The following is a 19618-nucleotide window of genomic DNA, read 5'->3' as shown; positions in this document are numbered from 1 at the left end:
TTTGTTTTGTGTATAACTGCAATTATGATAACACTTCTTTTATTCTTTTAATAGCTTCTTCGATCTGACTTTCACTTGCGGCATATGAAATACGAATACAGTCAGGATTTCCAAAAGCTTCACCAGTTACTGTGGCAACATTCGCTTTTTCCAATAATAACATCGAAAAGTCACTTGCGTTTTCAATTTTAGTACCATCGATAGTCTTTCCGAAGAAGGCCGAAATATTAGGGAATACATAAAACGCTCCCTCAGGTTCGGTAGTAACAAATCCGTCAATCTCATTCAGGTGATCAATAATGAGCTTTCTTCTTGATTTAAAAGTATCGATCATATGACTAATCTTGCTTACCGGAGCTTCCAGAGCAGTGATCACAGCACGCTGCGCAATACAGTTCGCACCACTGGTGATTTGTCCCTGCATTTTATTACAGGCTCGAGCGATATAAGCCGGAGCTCCAATATATCCAATTCTCCATCCGGTCATGGCAAATGCTTTTGAAACACCATTCACTGTCACCGTTCGGTCATACATATCTTCGAATTGAGCCATGGAAGCATGATCTCCTACAAAATTGATATGCTCGTAGATTTCATCGCTTACCACCACTATATCTGGATATTGTTTAAGTACATCAGCGAGTGCTCTTAATTCTTCCTTGCTGTACACCATTCCACTTGGATTACACGGAGAGCTATACCAGATCATTTTGGTTTTAGGAGTGATAGATGCTTCCAGTTGTTCTGGAGTGATCTTAAAACTGGTCTCCACACTGGTTGGAACTTCTACTGGAACACCTTCTGCCAGTTTCACAATTTCAGCATAACTTACCCAGTAAGGGCAGGGTAGAAGCACCTCGTCTCCGGGATTAAGAACAACCATGGCTACATTAGCCAGGGATTGCTTAGCACCAGTAGAGACAACAATCTGTGAGCGATCATAGCTAAGATCATTATCTCTTTTAAATTTAGAAATAATAGCATCCTTTAATTCAACATAACCATCGACCGGCGTATAGGAATTGTAATTGTCATTAATGGCCTGTATTGCGGCATCCTTAATGAAATCTGGAGTATTAAAATCTGGTTCTCCAAGACTTAATCCAATAATATCTTTCCCTTCAGCTTTTAATTCTCTGGCTTTCGCTGCCATTGCAAGCGTTTGGGATGTTGCCATCGCATTAATTCGGTTCGATAGTTTTTCCTGCATGTCTTTAATTTTTTAATGATTCTGAAAATGCTCCTTTTATTCAATGTAGCATCTGCTTCGGAAACATTTCAAAGTTATAATATTAAAATTTTCAGCTACTGTTTATTCAGAAAAAATGGACATAAAAAAATGCCTATTTTTGCTGAAAATTGAATGCTTTGGAACTAATAAAGAAATATTTCCCAAATTTAACTGAAGATCAACTTCAGAAGTTTGAAAAACTGGAAGAGTTATATAAGGACTGGAACCTTAAAATTAATGTAGTGTCCAGGAAAGATATTGACGAATTATACATTCGCCACGTTTTACATTCATTGGGAATAGCAAAAGTTCAGGCATTCCTTCCAGGATCAAGAGTTCTGGATGTTGGAACCGGCGGCGGTTTTCCAGGAATACCTTTAGCAATCTTGCATCCTGAAACCAAATTTGATCTTGTTGATTCTATAGGTAAAAAAATTAAAGTGGTCGATGAGGTTTCAGAAGGTCTGGAACTTGAGAATGTCACCACTTATAATCAGCGTGTAGAAGATCTGAAAGGTCAGTATGATTTTATTGTGAGTAGAGCGGTAGCAGTAATGCCAACTTTTGTTCGTTGGGTGAAAGGTAAGATCGCCAAGGAAAGCAAACACGATTTCAAAAACGGAATTCTGTATCTAAAAGGCGGAGATCTTTCAGAAGAATTACAGGATTATCGGACAGCCCAGATTTTTGAGCTATCCGATTATTTTGAAGAAGACTTCTATGATACTAAGAAAGTAGTCTACTTACCTATGAAATATAAAGGTTAATTCCAGATTATTTGGTAATGATCACCTTCTTGGAATAGCTCTTTTCCCCAACATAGATCTTCACTACATAAACTGCAGAACTCAATTTTTGCTGAATTCGGAGGCTTATTGATTCTTCCGTAGGAATTTCGCTGAAGGTCATTATTTTCTGTCCAGATACGCTGTAAAGCTCTACAAAATCTATATTCTGAAGATCAGGATTGTATAGCGCAATCTCATCTGTCTGGCGAAGATATCTCATATCCAGAAAATCTGGGTCTGATTCTTCTTCTACTTCAGGCTTTTCTTCTACAACTTCCTCGGAAACTTCCTCTTCAAGCTTCTGAAATACGATCTGGTATTTCTCATTAAAAATACCTACACTATCTGTACTCATCGTATAATCAGATTTCATAAGGTCATGATACTCTTCGGTTGTTGTATCCAAAAGATATATGTCGATCTCATTCTGAATATTTTCCAGTTCATCGATTTTGATAGTATACTCGCCGGCTTCTGCAATTTTGAAACCTATAGGCAAAACTCTGGCTTTATTGAAGTCTGGTACACCCTGAATTACAAATTCAGATTCATCAATCATCCAGTAGAGATCTTCCACATTGTTTTCAATAAGCGGGGCATCATATCCAAGATCGAAACCATCGGTAGTATTTACATCTGCAGTAGCAAGAATTTGTCGGTGATAACCTTTAGGAGATTCCAGCTTTAATCTAATCTTGTGCCTGGTATCCTTTTCATATTCATTCTCCGCCGACTTCTTCGGATCTTCTTCCTGTGAGTGGAATTGGGAGTCTCCGGAACTTTCAGGGACAAAAACTCTATATTTATTTTTAAAAGTTATTCGCTGTGGATTTGAAGCACCCTGAGTGTTGATGAAAAATCCCTGACCTACCGGAATATATCTTCCTGGTTTTTTTGAGCCTCGAAGATCTGTTTCCGTTTCGATTCTGGAGTCTATAGAGCTCGCAGAGGATACCGATCCGGATTTATTTAGAACGGCATAACCTCCAACATATTCTTCCAGATAATGGGTGTTTATCTTACCAAAATGATCCCAGAAATAAAGTGAGCCATTGAAATTTTGCTGTTGAATAGCATTCTCTTCAATGAACATTTCTGAATCTATTGCTGAAGGATAAGGATTTCCAGTTAGTAAATTTTGATCCTCACCAACCGCTACGGAAATATCTCCATTATTAGGCATACCACGGAAACTATAGTTCTGGTGAACGTTCAAATCTGCAGCACCTGAAGTTCCTTTCATACTGTAACCAATTCCTGGTTCTAGTTTAAAGGTTTCATCGAATTGCAGCCATGTAAAGTAATCATCAGCATCTCCACTAAATGTGTATAACCAGTATGAGCTTATAACAATGTCACTTCCATCTGCAGCACGAAAATTTGCCTGAAATGTGAATGGATTTGCGCCATTATATAATACAGTATCTAAGGAGAAACCACTGTTCAAACCAGATGCATTTGAAACAGGTGAAGTCCAATAGTTATAATTGTAACTATTAGCTTTTCCTTGTTGATCTATCTGTAAATTGCCTGAGCTTTCTGGTGCAATGATACTACCCTCTAGCTGTACTAACTGCGATTCTCCGTTCAGGTCTATCACCCCGTCTAATCTCAAATAATGTGAAATTAATAATCCGTTTCCAGATCCTTTTCCACTATTTACATTGGTAGTACCTTCAAATTCGATGGTGCCACTTTCAGAAACTAAGCCTAGTAAATTAATATTTCTGGTAGAATTCGTGATGTTATGTTTTGCAACCACAATATTCCAATTGATCAATTGATCATTAATACCTTTTGAGTTTGGCGCATCCCAGACGTCTGGATATAGCCAGGTACTCATAGTATCCCAGTTCCCATTACTGGCCGATTCGTAAGGGAGCGGCGCAGTAGTTTGTTGAGGAGAGGTAATATTCAATAGTTTTCCAGAATTACCTTTAAATGTGGAGCCATCAAGGGTATATGCATCCAGGTTTCCACAGCTTATGTTATCCATTCGGTAATACGCCTCCAGATTACTCCAGTTCAATTCGGTAGCAACTGGAATGACTTCACCAATTAGCTCGGCATTCGTGCCTTTCGTGATGTGCTGATTCATCATTAATTTGATCTGGTCTTGTGTTAACGCAACATTCCAGATTCTCAACTCTTCCATCCAGCCGTGAAAAAAATCTCTAGTTTCTAGGGAGTTTTCCATATCCATAGCACCTAAAATCGCTCGATAATCGTTTGCGGTCGGAGCGGCTCCACCTGTGTTTTTCATAAGCAAGCCATCTATATATAGTCGATACTCCCCAGTACTGGTATGTGTTAGTGCAATATGATACCATCTGCTATTATCAATTATTTTATGAGGTGATGAGATTACTCCGGTGTTATCCCAATTAAATGAGACAATGCCGTTAGTAATTCTTAAATCATAGCCAGGGGCACTATTGGAATAGTTACCATCTCTTTTTGATAATATGGTATGTTTACCGGAAAGAGTTTCCGGTTTAACCCAAACTTCAAGGCTAAAAGCCCCACTAAGATTAAAATTGTCGTCGAAATCAACATGATCATTCTCCCCATCAAAATTAACGTTGTCGCAGTTAGTAATTACTACAGTTATGTCATCTGTGCAACCACCTACTGTCCATGTAAGAGTATATGTGCCGGGTCCTGCGCTAAAAGTTGCATTCGGATCATTAGTTGGATCTGGATATTTTGTTGGGTTACTAGATGAGAACAAGCCATTTTCGCAAGAATTCGTTGAGGTAACATAAGTCCACTTTCCTACCTCTTGCGTTCCGGGTGCATCACAAGTTAAGCAGGGCTCAGGTTTATCCGGATAAGCGCCCTTGTGAGAGTTTTCGTTAGCAGTTAAGGCATTATCATAGGCGTTCAATCTTACAGTATTATTACCACATTCCTCAGCACTATATATTATATTTTCGCCTGCATATGAATAATTTACATTAACATTAGCCATAGCTGTTCCTTTTAGGTCGTAGGCCCTGCATCCATCTACCAGAACTGTTGCTCCATATTCATGATATCCTGGAGCGTCTGGAGTAAAAGTATAAGTGGTTTCCAATCTACCATTTGATAAAATAGGTTTATCAGGACTCCCTAATCCATCAGTCCATTCTATTTCATCTAATAAAGGTTCTATAGGAATTGAGATACCGTCAATAGCCCAAGCACTTTCATCAGAAGTGCCATGAAAAGTCCATTTTATTCTAACTTCAGAATTACCTACGTATGGCGTTAAATCGAATGTAGAATTATCGTTTTCAAAATTATAATTGGTGGGTGAAGAGGGGGGGGTTGTGGCTTTTGCAGGGTCGGAATAATCCCAGGTATCTCCTCCCGATAATGATTGTAGGGTTATTGAATAAGTATTTCCCCCGTCCAAGGACAATTCCAAAGTAGCATAATCACTATTCACTAAGTTATAGGCCTGGTCGAACTCAAGCGATGCTTGACTAATATTTTCTAAACTGAATATGGGAGTTTCTAATGTTGATTCTCCTTGGTAAACTTGAGGTTGTTTCTTCTTTATCCAAGATGATGAATAATCTCCTTGTGCTATTCCAAATTTTGGAGCTCCAGAACTATAATATATTGATCCAAGCTCTTTACCATCACCTTTTGCAGCCCAATTTGTAGGTTTACCATTATTAGCACTTGCAGTAAAATGAGAGGCGGCGGCAGCCCCATCAATTCTCCACATATCTGGATTGTGTTTATCTGGAAACTGTCCGGTTTGGAAATCACCTCCTTTTCCCGTTAAAGCATCTTCCTGTACAGTCAATCCATTTCGTGCCACTAAGGAAACTGATTCGTTGAGGCAAATGTTGAATAAATTCTGATCTAAAATGGGAGCCGTATCAGGTGGAATAGCTCGAGCGTAAAAATTATTGGAGTATTCATTGCAAGTTCCTTTCTGAATCAATACGCGAAAAAGTGTAGACTCACTAGTAGAAGCATCAAACGTGACTGAATAAGAATCTGAAGTGTTATTTATAACTTCCCAAAATCCAGTACCAACTTCAAATTTTTCCCATCGAACAATTGTTCCAATTTCATTTGAAAGTTTCATTTGAATTTGATTTGAACCAGATGCACATGCAGTAATATCAACTTCCTCACTGGAAGTACCAGCTCCATCGGTGGTTAGATATCCTTTTAACTCACCGCCATCGATGTTTTCTGGGATAAGCTGAATTTCTTGTGGAATTACTGAGATATTGCCATGACTATCTACGAACTCCCATTCAATAATGTTAGATCCAATAACAGAATATGGGAAAAGAAAATCTTCCGCCAGTGTTCCCATAATTTGACCATCACATTCGTCTGTTGCAGTTGGTCTTACAAATTCTGAAATACTTGAAATCTGGCAGCCTTTAAAAGTTTGCGCTGGTAAAGTTCCAATGGCATTCGGCTCAGGAGCATTATCAGTAATTATAATTTTTTGTTCAACGGACGGGGTTGGGTTTCCAGAAGAATCTGTAAAGATCCAATATATTGTATGTTCTCCTAATGTGTCAAAAGTTAAATCAGTAACACCCGTTGTACCGGTAATTTCTCCATCACAATTATCAGTCGTCGTTGGAGGAGTTAAAGTAACCGAACATTCCGCTGTGATATCTTCAAGAATCGGAACTACAGGCTTTTCATTATCCTCCACTGTTACGACCTGCACTTTTTCTACAGCGGCGTTACCATTCTTATCTGTTGTATTCCAAAAAATATTTGTTGAGCCTACAGGAAAGGGATCTGTGAGTTCGAGCCCATCATCTCTAACACCAACAGGAGAACTAACTTCACAATTATCCTCAGCTGTAGCTACAACGTTCACATTGGCGCCACATGTGTCTGGATCATTAAAAACCTGTTTGTCACCGTTATGATCAATTACCGGGAGGGTTTTATCTTCAACAATCACCTCTTGCGTTACAGGTTCTGCAACCAGTCCATTCTCATCGGTAACATTCCAGGTTATTATTGTAATACCAATTGGAAATGAATCGTCAAGGTTTTGGCTATCATCTCTCGTACCAACAGGATTTGATACCTGGCAATTATCGGTCGCCCCTGGGTTGGGTATAGTTAATCTAACAAAACAGTTATCTTCTGAACTATCGGAAGTAATAGTGGATACCGCATTTATTACCGGAATAACATTATCCTGAACTGTTACCGTAGCATTGGTAGTGTTTACGTTATTGTTCACATCAGTAACTGTTAGAGTAACGGTATTGTCACCCACGTTGGAACAATCAAACTCAGTTTTGTCCAAACTTAAGTTGGAAACTGCACAATTATCCGAAGATCCGTTGTCTATATCTGCCGTTGTAATACTTGCATTTCCTGAAGCATCCAGCTGAACTGTAATATTCTTAGAGATTGCAGTAGGAGGGATATTGTCTTCAACGGTGACGGTAGCGTTTGCCGTACTTATATTATCGTAAAGATCGGTAGCGGTGAGAACTACGTCGTTTACCCCAACATTAGAACAATTGAAACTTGTGATATCCAGACTCAAATCTTTAATTCCGCAATTATCATTCGAACCATTATCAACTTCAGCAGCGGTTATTAAAGCATTTCCTGAAGCATCCAGCTGAATTGTTATATCCCGAGCAATTGCATTGGGAGCAATATTATCTACGACGGTGACTGTAGCAGGCGCTGTACTGGAATTATTATTTACATCGGTAACAGTTAATACCACATTGTTCGCGCGAACATCAGTACAGTCAAAATTGGTCTGATTCAAACTTAAACTCTGAATACCACAGTTATCATTTGAACCATTATCCACTTCAGCAGCAGTAATCGAAGCGTTTCCTGAAGCATCCAACTGAATTGTGAGATTCTGAGCAATTGCGTTGGGAGCGATATTATCCTCGACAGTAACGGTCGCAGTGGCCGTGCTGGAATTATTATGATTATCGGTTACCGTCAATATCACGTTGTTAGATCCAACATTAGTACAGTCATAACTGGTTTTATCTAAACTTAAACTCTGGATCCCACAATTATCGCCTGAACCATTATCAACTTCAGCAGCAGTAATTGAAGCGTTTCCTGAAGCATCCAGCTGAATAGTTATATTTTGAGCAACCGCCGTAGGTGCAATTTTGTCTTCCACAGTTACGGTGGCATTTGCACTAGCTGAGTTACTGTCTTCATCGGTAACAGTAAGGGTTACAGAATTAGCTCCGATATTGGAACAGTTAAAATCTGTGATATCTGTATCAAAGCTTATACTACTACAGGCATCAGTGGAATTATTATTCACGGCATCGTCTGAGATACTTGCATTACCTGAAGCATCCAGTTGAATGGTAATATTCTTAGTCTGTACTATGGGAGCTACATTATCTTGCACATTAACTGTGGCAGTCTTGGAAGAGGAGTTCCCAAATTTATCGGAGACAATTAGCGATACTGAATTGCTTCCTATGTCATTACAGTCGAACATAGTATTGCTTAAGCTTATATTATCGATAGCACAATTGTCTGAAGAACCATTATTAATATCGGAGGTAGTAATACTTGCATTACCTGTATCATCCAGTTGGATAGTAATATTTTTAGTCTGAACAATAGGATCTTCGTTATCTACAGCAGTTAGTGTGAAAGTTTCTGTAGTGGATTTAGCTGGATCTGAACTATCAGTTACCTCAACGGAGTAGGTCCCCTGTGTAAGATTTGATTGATTCTGAGCTGTAGTACTAACTCCTGTTCCTGTCCAATTGTAAGTATAGGGAGAGGTTCCACCGCTAACGGTGATTGTTATAGATCCATCTGCTGAATTTTCACAGGTAGGATTTGTAGAATTTGCATTTATGGTTTGCGCATGTAATTCTGACCCATCTAATACTACAGATGAGAAAAAAAACAATAGCGAAAAAAGTACAAATTGGAGTTGGGGTCCAATAGTAATTTGTTTCATAAGGTTACCGATCTAGATTTTCATCGGTAAAAGTAATATAAATTCGATTAAAAGTGTTAAGTATATCGTAAAAATTGAAAGATAAAAGTCTTTAATTCAGTAATCTAAACAAATCGCAGGTCTGTTAATTTGTTCTTGTAAGAAACTACTTTCTATTATTTTACTATTATCTTCTTATTACAGATAGCATTCTCACAGAAAACCTTGACGATATAAATTCCAGATCTCACTGGCCTTAAGCCTAGATAAATCTCTTTTTCTGAAGGTAGACCATCGAATTCCTGAATCAGCTTACCACCCATATCATAGATTAAAACCTTTTCGACTTTCAGTAAATCCTCATTACTGATTTTGACGTTTCTACTGAAGGTGCTGTAAGATATTCCTACTAACCCATCAACAACTGGCAGTTCAGGTTCTTCTGGAATAACCACGGGATCAGGTTCCTGGCCGATTTCTTTAAAGAATACTATTTCGAAACGATCGCTAATTTCTCCTTCGGTGGTAGTGCCTATGTAAGAAGCTGCAAGCAAGTCATGAATACTGTCATGCTGCTTATCCTTCAGGTATAGTTCTTTATTTGCTGGCCAGTTTTCAGTGCTATCTATTTTTATAGTAAAAGATCCTTCCGAAGAAGTTTTTATAGCTAGTGGTAGTACTTGTTCCTTTTCAAAATCAGGAACTCCCTGAATAACAAATCTATTATCTGCAAACCACCAGTACATATCTTCCTTATTATTTTCAATAAGCGGAGCGTCATAACCAACATCAAAACCATTCGTGGTATTTGCGTCTCTGGTAACCAGAATCTGTCTGTGATAACCTGCCGGAGATTCAAATTTCAGCCTAATTTTTGCTCGCTCATCTTCGGAAGTTTTCTGAGTATTTCTTTTTGCTGATTTAGGATTATCTTCCTGCTGTAAAAATATTGAAGCACCAGTCGATTCACGTTCATATACTCTCTGCGTGTTATTAAACTGAATCTGTCCACCAAATGTATTTCCATTTACTGGAGCACTATTCAGAAAGAAACCTTGTGCTGCCGGAATATATTGCAAAGCTTTTTTAGTTCCATTTCCACCTACCTGGCTTATACGCCAGTCATTTAGAATTGCAGGTGCAGAACCTGCCAGGGTATAGGTTGCATAACCACCAACATATTCTTCGAGAATATGAGTGCTTCCGGCAAAATGATCCCAGTAGTAAAGTGTCCCATTGAAAATGTTTTGAGAATTATTTCCAGTTCCAGTTCCTACACTTTTTAGATTATCTCTAAGGAATTCGTCTGCATCTAAAGCGGAAGGGAATGGATTACCTACTAGAAAATTCTGTGTTGAATTCAGACTCAATTCGGTAGTAGGGATATCGCCATTATTTGGTTTTCCGCGGAAAACATAATTCTGCGTCATTTGATTTGGAGCCACAGTACCATCTGTTCCTTTCATAGAATAACCAGCGCCTGCAATTTGCATAAAATCTTTACCCATAAAGAGCCAGTCTCCGTAGATATCTGCGTCGCCACCTCTGAAATCCCAGATCCAGGCATCGGTGATCGTTATAGGTGAAGTTCTTGCTCCATCTGCATCGAAATATCCAGTTCTCCAGTTAATTCCAGTAGGATTTTCGGCATTGGTTCCATCCATAAGGACATCTAGGAGTCGGTAACCCGAATTGTTTGAAGAACCCTGGGTACTGACGGGACTGGTCCAGTAATTATAATTAAAACTACTCATTCTACCTTGCTGATCTATTTCCACAAATCCAGCGCTTTCATTTGCCAGAATACTTCCGTGGTTTTGTAATAACTGAGATTCACCCTGCAAATCTATACTACCGTCTAGATACAGATAGTGACTAATGGTTATTGGATTACTAGCATTGATAGTTAATTCCTTACCTGTGGTTTCAGAAAGTAGACCGAGCATCGTAATAGCTCTGTTGGCTTTAAAAGTATGATTGATTCTTGCTATGTTCCAGTCAATTGAAGTGCCATCATTACCTAGGCTATTAGGTGCATCCCAAACTTCGGGTCTTGCCCAGGTATTGATATCTGTCCATGTAGAACCATCGGTATATGAAAAGTATGGTGTTGGAGATGTATTCTCCTGATCTGTTTCAATATTGACCATTCTTCCAGGATTCGCTGCATTAGCATGATTGGGTGTAAATCCGTTCAATGGTTTGAGAACATCCAGGAAGTAACCTGGAAGTTTATTATCCGGATCTGGATCATTGGAATAAAGTCGATAATATCCAGCAAGGTCAGCCGCAGTTTGATCATAGAAACTCACTCCATCCTCGTCTAAATTAAAACCACCGGCGGTATAATAACTGCCATCAACGGTTCTGTTTGGCACAACTTCCCCTTCAATAGGACTAACGACCTGATTTGAAGAATTAAGTTTAAGTCGCTGGTTCATCATGAAACGAATCTCTTTTTCTGATGGTGCAGTGTTCCAGATCCTAACTTCTTCTATCCATCCTGAGAAGTGGTTGGTAGCAGTTTTAGTCGAGGCACTATATCTCGCTCCAATTGCTGCAGTATTAGTTCCAGATGTATTGACAGAAATGCTACCTGCATTTATTCCATCTATGTACAAGGTAGATCCATTACTGGAGACCGCAATATGGTACCACCTGTTGTTAGGCACTACAAATTCAGGAAGATTCTCCATACTAAGTTCAAATCCCGGAGTGCTAAAAATGGTTCCTTTTGAAGCATCTGTCATTCCGCCCTCTGGAAGTGGTCTATCGAATGGCATTATCCATGCTTCTAAAAAGAAACTGCCGGTATAATTATTTCCTAGATCCACGTAATCATCATAACCGTCAAAATCGAGGGTTACGCAATCTACCAGGCTAATTGTTTCTGTATTATCTATTGGTGGACAACCTGCATTTTCGATCAAGACTCCATTTTCATCTGTAGCTGTTGGAGTAAGAACCCATCGTATTTGATAGTCACCTAAATTTTCCGCAGTAAAAATAGCATTCGGGTCCTTTACGGGTTCAAGATTGCTGCTGTTATCCTGGTTATCGAAGCTAAAGCCAGTTGTAACTTCAATGTCGTTGGAGTCAAAAACTTTCCAGCTACCTACATAACCATCGAGCGTAGGGTACTCTACTATTTGCATAGCCTGTTCAGTTGCTGTGACCGTAGCATTGAGAACTATGGAGAGGCTACCACATGCACCTACAGCCGAAGAAACTTCGGTTATATATTCGTCAAAAGCCCAAACTCTAATGGTTTCAAAATTATCTACACTCTGGCATTGCTCACCATTACTATCTAATATTATTCTTGTCTGAACTTCGAAATCATTCCATCCAATTTTTCTTGGAATGAAATTTACTGTGTACTCGTTAACCTCTCCAATTTCTTCTAATTCATTATCTGGATTATCTAAATCTTCATCATAATACCATTGCAATAATATATCCTGTGGTCCTTCTGGTACCTTGACATTATCGACAGCCCAAACATCTCCGTCTCGAACTCCTTCATAATTAAATCTTACCCTTAGATTTGACTGACCCAGGTAGTCGCCAATGTCAATAACCATCTTATTTTTGGGTCTGGATTGAGGAGTACCACCACCAAAATCGAGGTAATTACCACTACTTCCAACCTCTACACTGCCATCGCTGGTAAGAGTATATAAAACCGTGTTATAGTCTGCACCGCCATTTGTAGATATTTCTACGGTAATTTTAGCTCCTTCAGAAAGATTATAACCCTGATCCCATGTGAAGATAGCTTCATCCATTCCATTCAATGCAAAAACTGGAGTTTCCATTAGTGAAACATTATCCCCGGTAACTAAGGCAAACTTTTCATTAACGTTTAGTATTGAAGTCCAACGAATAGTAGAAGGATTATTATAATTTGGAAGATTACCAGTAAAGACTTTGCCATCAGGACCGCCACTCGCGTTCATTTTTAACCAGTGATCTGCTCTGCCGTTATTTGCAGCTGCAGAATAGTCATTTGACCCACCACTTGGATTTGTAAATCTCCAGCCTTTATTCTTAATTCCCGCTTCAGTGAATTGTCCTCCTTCAAATTTCTCACCAGTGCTGCTATATCCTGTTTGTGAACTTAAGCTTATCGTGTCACCTATACATATAATATCTTTATCAACCTGTACAGGAGTAGGTTTAATATCAGCTATAATTACGCTAACAATAGCCGGTTCGGAATAAACTCCACCATCGCATGAATTGTTTGATAATAATGCTCGAAATACTGTAGATTCATCTCCCGGTGATACTGCTGACTCTATTTGATTTTCCGTTAGTGTTGCATTTGTACTATTTATAGAACTCCAGGAAGTTGAAGAGGATCCTCTATACTCCCAACCAATGATCTCTCCCACATAACCGATAAGATTCAGAGTACTTGCATATCCTGAAACAGGGTTGGCGCATGTTAGAAAAAGTCGTTCATCATTCTTAGACCATAAAGCTTCACCGCCCTCTGGAAGTGCATCAATTTTTATTTCAAAATCATGCGATACTGCTTCGCAAGTCCCATTCGCAGGAATAGTATATGTGATGTTATGGGTGCCAGTTATACTTGATATATTTTCCCAATCTATTTGTCCAGTTACAGGATTTAAATAATTACTGCCTAAAGTTGTACTTGAAAAAGTTCCTCCGGAAGCAAATCCAGGTGTAACCGTAGCCTGTAATTCAGATATACAATAATCGGTTTCTGTATATGTAAAAGTCGGATCTTTCTTCTCATAGATAGTCATCTCAAATTCAAAGGAGACTTCTTCACATACATCATCTGAATTGTCTACCGTATTAGTGATGATGTATGACCCTGGATCACTTGTATCCAGATCTATTTCTCCGGAACTGGGATTGATAGAAAGTAGGTTACCTCCTTCTCCAGCGGTTGGAGCAAAAGTGAATACCCCAACACCATTATTTGCAGCTGTAGGAGAAGGATCAGTATCATCTGAACAGAATTCAGAACTAGCATAGTTAAAGTCCGGTATAGGTTTATTATTAATAGTGATCGTAAAGGTTTCTGAAACCGGATCACAACCATCCTCATTATCTCCTGAATAATCAATAGTTCTGGTAATTATGTATTCACCAGCCTCTGAATTGTATATATCTATGGCTCCTGTTGTACTTTCCAATTCTAGGTTTCCTGAACCAGTATATGAAAAACTATCTGCATTTTCTCCGCCGGCATTGATCGTAATTGCCGGGTCGGTTACAGTATCCTCTCTTGTGTTCCTGCAATATTCTTCAGCATCATAACTGAAAGAGGCATCCGGCAAATCGCCAATAATTACAGTGAAATCTGCTTCTACCACATCGCAAATACCAGATGAAGGAGTTGCATAAGTAATGATATATTCACCAGGATCACTTAATGAAGGATTGATATTTCCTGCAGCATCAATAGAAAGTACATCTCCAGCATCAGTAGGTGTGACCCTAAATGTTCCATTGAGATAAGCGTTTTCACCAGTAATTGTTGGAGCCTGAGTAACAGAAATGGAAACACAAAATTCTTCCGCAGCATATTTAAACAATGAAATTACTGGGAGAGGTTCGATATTTACGATGAGGTCATCTGTAATGGAAGAACAAACTCCATTACCATTAGCGGTTAATGTAAGTGTTACTGATCCTGTTTCACCTGTTGCTGGAGAGTAAGTGGTTTGTAACGCGGTTTCATCGCTAAAAGTACCGCCGCCGGAAGAACTCCATTGCAGACTTGAAAAATTACTTGCAGTTGCATCTTCACCAATATTAAAACTATTACTACCAGTGCATACCTCGAAGTTATCTCCGGCATTCACTGTTGGTGGTTCATTGACAGTAAGTGTAGCAGCTCCAGAAGCTATTGTTGAACAGGTATATCCATCTGGTCCTTCTATGAATACTGAATATTCTCCGGCGTCAGCAAGAGATAAAGATGTTAGAGTTAGAGAGTCTCCTGTTTCACCTGTAAGGTTTGCACCGTTAAACATCCATTGATAACTCACTGATCCTCCATTTGCTGTCGCTGCAATATTAAATGTAATATCATCACCAGAACAAGCCGACTCATCCTGCGGTTGAGTAGTAACGATTATATTTTCATCTACGCTTACCGTAACTTCTTCCGATCTCACCAACGAGCATGAATTAGCCGCCGAAACTTCTGCATAATAAATTCCGTTATCTGGCGAATTTACTGGGGAAATCCCGAAAATGGCAGTATTGGCTCCGGTTATTGCTGTTCCAGGATATGTACCCTTAAACCACTGATAATTTAAATCAGCACCGGAGGCTGCTACCTCAAGTTGAATTTCAGCACCAGAGCACGCTCCAATGTTAAAAGGTTGGGAGGTGATATTTATTTTATCATTTACAACAATATCAATACTTACAATCTGTGAAGGACAACCCTCTGAGGCTTGTATTGAGTAGGTAACTGAATAATTTCCTGCAACAATTCCATTTAGATCTATGGCTCCGGTAGATGTGTTTATACCTGAAATACCGTCAAATGTACCTCCGGTATAATTTCCTGTTCCCGTTAGAATAGGGGTAATAATCCCCTGGCTGGCATCATTACAAAATTCAGTTTGATCGTTGGCAAAACTAATATTAGCTGTAGGAGCTTCTGTAATTGTTATTTGTGTAGTTTCAATAACTTGAGCGCAACCTCCAGATTCAGCTGTACTATAACTAATTTCATAAACTCCTGGATCACTTAATGAAGAATCAATTTCACCAGATTCAGTATTTATATTAAGATTATTGCCGCCTGAGATCACTGTAAATGAAAAGCTTCCTCCAGTATAATCGCCTGCCGTATTACTGAAACTAACGCTTTTTACTTCTGAATCTGAATTGCAAAATGGACCTGAATAGCTTATATCTGCATTCGGAATTTCGTTCACAGCTAAAGTTATAGTTTCTGAAGTTGCCGAATCACATATGTATCCATTACTCCCGCTTATCTCAACATAATAATCATCTGCATCAGTTAGGGAAGCATTGTTAAGAACATATGTTTCTCCTGTAGCGCCCGATATCGGGCCGTCTGAATTATGCCATTGATATTGAAGACTTTCTGTGCCTGCAGTAGCAGTTACCGAAAAAGTTACCAATGCATTTTCACAAATTTCATTGTTTGGAGCATCAGTCGAAATTTCAGTAATCTCAATGTTTTGATCTACAATTACTTCGATTTCTTCAGATTTCAATTCAGTACATGGAGATATCCCCGTAATTATTACATAGTAAGTTCCTGAATCTGAAGCAGACGATGTACTAATATTAAAGTCAGAAGAAGTTGCATCGCTAATGGGTGAACCTGTACCGCTTCCTTTATACCATTGGTATCCAAGACCATCACCCGTTGCTTCTATAGACAAGTTTATTGCATCCCCCTCACAAACTCTTGTATCTGTAGGTTGAGAAGGGATGGTGATCACATCATAAACTACGATATCTGTAGTAATATCTGCATAATTACAAGACTGTGAATCGTTAAAACTATAGGTGATTGTGTAGGTGTCTGGACTAACCCCATTAGGAGAAAAAGATCCATCAGTAGCATTAACATTTATGCCTGTAGCTGAAAATGTTCCTTCTTGAAATTGACCAACTGTGTTTGTAAACGATGGCAAATACGAAGCAGAATCTGAATTACAGAAAGGGCCGTCATTATACGTTAAGGTTGCTGAAGGGATTGGGTTAACAGTTATGGTCGAATTAGAAGAAATATTTTGTGAACAACCAGGTCCATCTGTATATGCAATAGATTGAAGAGTATAGGTGGTTGTTTGAGTAAGGTTACCTGTAGCTATTGTCCCTTTACCGGAAGCATCAAGAGCAACCGTAGCATTTCCCGAACCATTTGAGTAGGTAACGGATGTGTTTGGAGTTCCGCTGATATCTAATGATGTGTTGGTATTATAACATATTTCAGAATTAGAGGTGACGAAACTTGCTATGGGGTTGTCTAGGAAATAAATAACAATTTCATCGTTAAAATCTTCGTTAGAATCACAGGCGCCATTTGGATCTTCAGTTTTTAACCTTATTCTAAATGAATCGTCTGCGAAATGTGAAGAAGTAGGGGTGTAGGTAAATGAAAAATTATCTACTTTTCCATTTGGGATATTTGGATTGAAACTTGGATCGTCCGGCGAATAAACATCTACAACCTTTAAGCCTTTATTACCAAAACTTATTGCAGCATTAATTTGTATTGGGGAAATGTTTTTACAAATTGTGATGTCCCCACCCATATCCGCAACTACAAAATTACCTAAGGTAACATTGAAATTGGCAGAGGAAGTACCAGAGCCGCAAATATTATTAGCATTTACGTTGACAATTCCATTATTCAGGTCAACATTGGCAGTAATATTAACTGTTATTGTATTCGTGTTTTCACCGCTTGTAATATTCCAGCCGGGAGGAAGACTCCAGGTATAACTAGTACTGTTACTTACAGGAGGAACACTAAAAGTTACTCCATTTAATGGAGGGCATACATTAGGATTGTTCCCCAAACTACTAGTAATGGCTCCCGGTTGCGAAGGTACTCCGTTGGTACTACTAACAGCAATACTTTTTGCTGGGCTATCCCCACAATCGTTTCTGGCTATTACAGAAATTGTACCGCTGTTAGAACTGCTGCTTACTGTGATAGTACGTGTAGTACTTCCGGAAGTTATAGTCCATCCTGGTGGAAGTGACCATGAATAAGAGGTAGCATTTGCAACGGCAGGAATGTAATAACTTATTCCTGTTGAGGTACTGCAAACATTTGTAGGTCCGGTTATATCACCCGGTAAAACGGGAGCTGGTTGGCTTATACCAATTGCTAGACTCGCAGCTGTACTTGTACCACAATCATTCTTTGCTTTTACAGTTATATTACCTGATCCTGAATTACCAGCCGTAATATTTAATGTAGGATTCGTTGTAACCGTACTGGTGGTTGAAAAGCTGCCAGGAATGGTCCAGATATATTCTGTAGCGCCTTCAACTGCGGCTACGGTATAAGTTTCTGAAGTAGTTGGACAAACCGCAGTTGCTCCAGAGATTATTCCTGGAGTATTAGGTGTTCCGTCTTTTATTGCGATACTTAGAGTTCTGGATTCACTTATATCACAATCATTTTCAGCGGTTACAACAATATCACCTGCATTAGCATTGCTTGTCACCGTTATGGTACGTGTAGAGCTTGATCCGGTCCAGCCATTTGGAAGGGTCCAATTGTAAGATGTAGCTCCCTGAACTGCCTTAATTAAATAGGTTTGTGTGGTTGCCGGGCATATATTGGTATCCCCGGTTATAGCTCCTGGAGTAGCCGGTTTCCCCGCTTTTACAGTAACTGATAATGTTTTTGAAGCACTCGTGCCGCAACTATTCCTGGCTTTAACCGAAATATTACTACTACCAGAAGTATTAGTAGTAACTGTTATATCTGGATCATTTGTTATTTGTTCAGTACCATTCGGCAAAGTCCAAACGTATTCTGTTGCATTTAAAACTGCAGCGATACTATAATCTACTGATATTCCCGGGCAGACCGAAATGGGACCAGTAATAGTTCCCGGGGTTTTCGGAGTATTTGGTTGTACAGTAACACTCAGGTCTCGCATTGTACTGGTACCACAGCTATTTTTTGCTTGTACGCTTATATTTCCACCTGCTGAACCTGAAGTAACGTCTATTGTGTTTGTTGCACTACTACCAGACCATCCAGAAGGTAATGTCCAGACATATTCGGAAGCGTCAGTTACATTCGTAATACTGTATGTCTGCGTAGTTCCAGGGCATACAGTATTATTTCCTGAAATGCTTGCTGGTTGGGAGGGTGTTCCCGGTTTTTCCTGTATAATAATCGTATTACTACTAAAGTCTGGAGTACAGGGAATACCAGACTGAATACTTAATTGAATTTCGTCATTATTCTGCAGTGCGCTACTGGAAAAAGAAGTACTATTATTTCCTACAGTATTTCCATTAATTCTCCAAGTGTAAACCGCACCACTTCCAGCATTGGAAACTGATGCAATACTGAAGCTAATATTTTCACCAGGACAAATTGAGGTTTTGCTGGCCTGAATCTGAACAGTTCCGGTTCTATTGGGGTTTACAGTAATGGTAAAAATATCACTGAAAGTTTCGCAAGTTGAATCGGTTGAAGAACTAACCTTTACTCTAATTTTATCTTGATTAGTCAGACTACTTGATGAATAGGTCGAAGAACTGCCAACTACTGTACCATTCAGAGTCCATTCATATACGGGTGAGGTTCCTCCGGTTGGGTTTGCAGTAAAAGTGACATCAGTTCCCTGGCAAATACTTGCTCCTTGATTAGATGTGATACCTACAGACGTAGGACATTGCCCCCAACTTAAAATTGGGAGAATGAATAGTAAGAAAAACAGATTCCAATGTAATTTTTTAACCATAAGTCTGGCGGTTTAATTACAATAATAAATATCACGTAGGGTAGCAGTAGTAGGAGTTACGCAGGTTTCCTTGCGTGTAACTTGCTGGGGAACAAGTTTTTGGGGAAAGTAAATTTAAGTTAAAATTTTGAATTGTAGCATGTTATGCTAAAAAAACAAAAAATTATGATTGTAGAATATAAGTGGTAGCTGGATTTTG

The 19618-nt window shown here is 39.0% G+C and carries 4 protein-coding genes; 1 reads left to right on the top strand and 3 read right to left on the bottom strand.

The window, feature by feature from the left end; all coding sequences use genetic code 11:
• Nucleotides 1–22: 22 nt before the first annotated feature.
• Nucleotides 23–1210 carry a pyridoxal phosphate-dependent aminotransferase gene (locus JM79_RS12895; protein ID WP_141878541.1) on the bottom strand — a complete coding sequence of 396 codons (1188 nt, stop codon included), beginning with the start codon at nucleotides 1208–1210 and terminating at the stop codon, nucleotides 23–25.
• Nucleotides 1211–1368: 158 nt separating this feature from the next.
• On the opposite strand from JM79_RS12895, the gene rsmG reads away from it, so the two are divergent.
• On the top strand, nucleotides 1369–1998 hold the full coding sequence (gene rsmG, locus JM79_RS12890) for a 16S rRNA (guanine(527)-N(7))-methyltransferase RsmG (protein WP_141878540.1): 630 nt from the start codon (nucleotides 1369–1371) through the stop codon (nucleotides 1996–1998).
• A gap of 7 nt (nucleotides 1999–2005) precedes the next feature.
• Here the strand turns inward: rsmG and JM79_RS12885 are convergent, their stop codons facing one another.
• Both JM79_RS12885 and JM79_RS12880 read right to left on the bottom strand, forming a co-directional pair.
• Nucleotides 2006–8968 carry a LamG-like jellyroll fold domain-containing protein gene (locus JM79_RS12885; protein ID WP_141878539.1) on the bottom strand — a complete coding sequence of 2321 codons (6963 nt, stop codon included), beginning with the start codon at nucleotides 8966–8968 and terminating at the stop codon, nucleotides 2006–2008.
• A gap of 155 nt (nucleotides 8969–9123) precedes the next feature.
• Complete coding sequence (locus JM79_RS12880) at nucleotides 9124–19419, bottom strand: LamG-like jellyroll fold domain-containing protein (RefSeq protein ID WP_141878538.1); 10296 nt, start codon at nucleotides 19417–19419, stop codon at nucleotides 9124–9126.
• Nucleotides 19420–19618 lie beyond the last annotated feature (199 nt).

The organism is Gramella sp. Hel_I_59, from assembly GCF_006714895.1.
Classification (GTDB): Bacteria; Bacteroidota; Bacteroidia; order Flavobacteriales; family Flavobacteriaceae; genus Christiangramia.
Note: the sequence above shows the minus strand (reverse complement) of the source record. Positions and strands in the feature narration are given on the sequence as shown.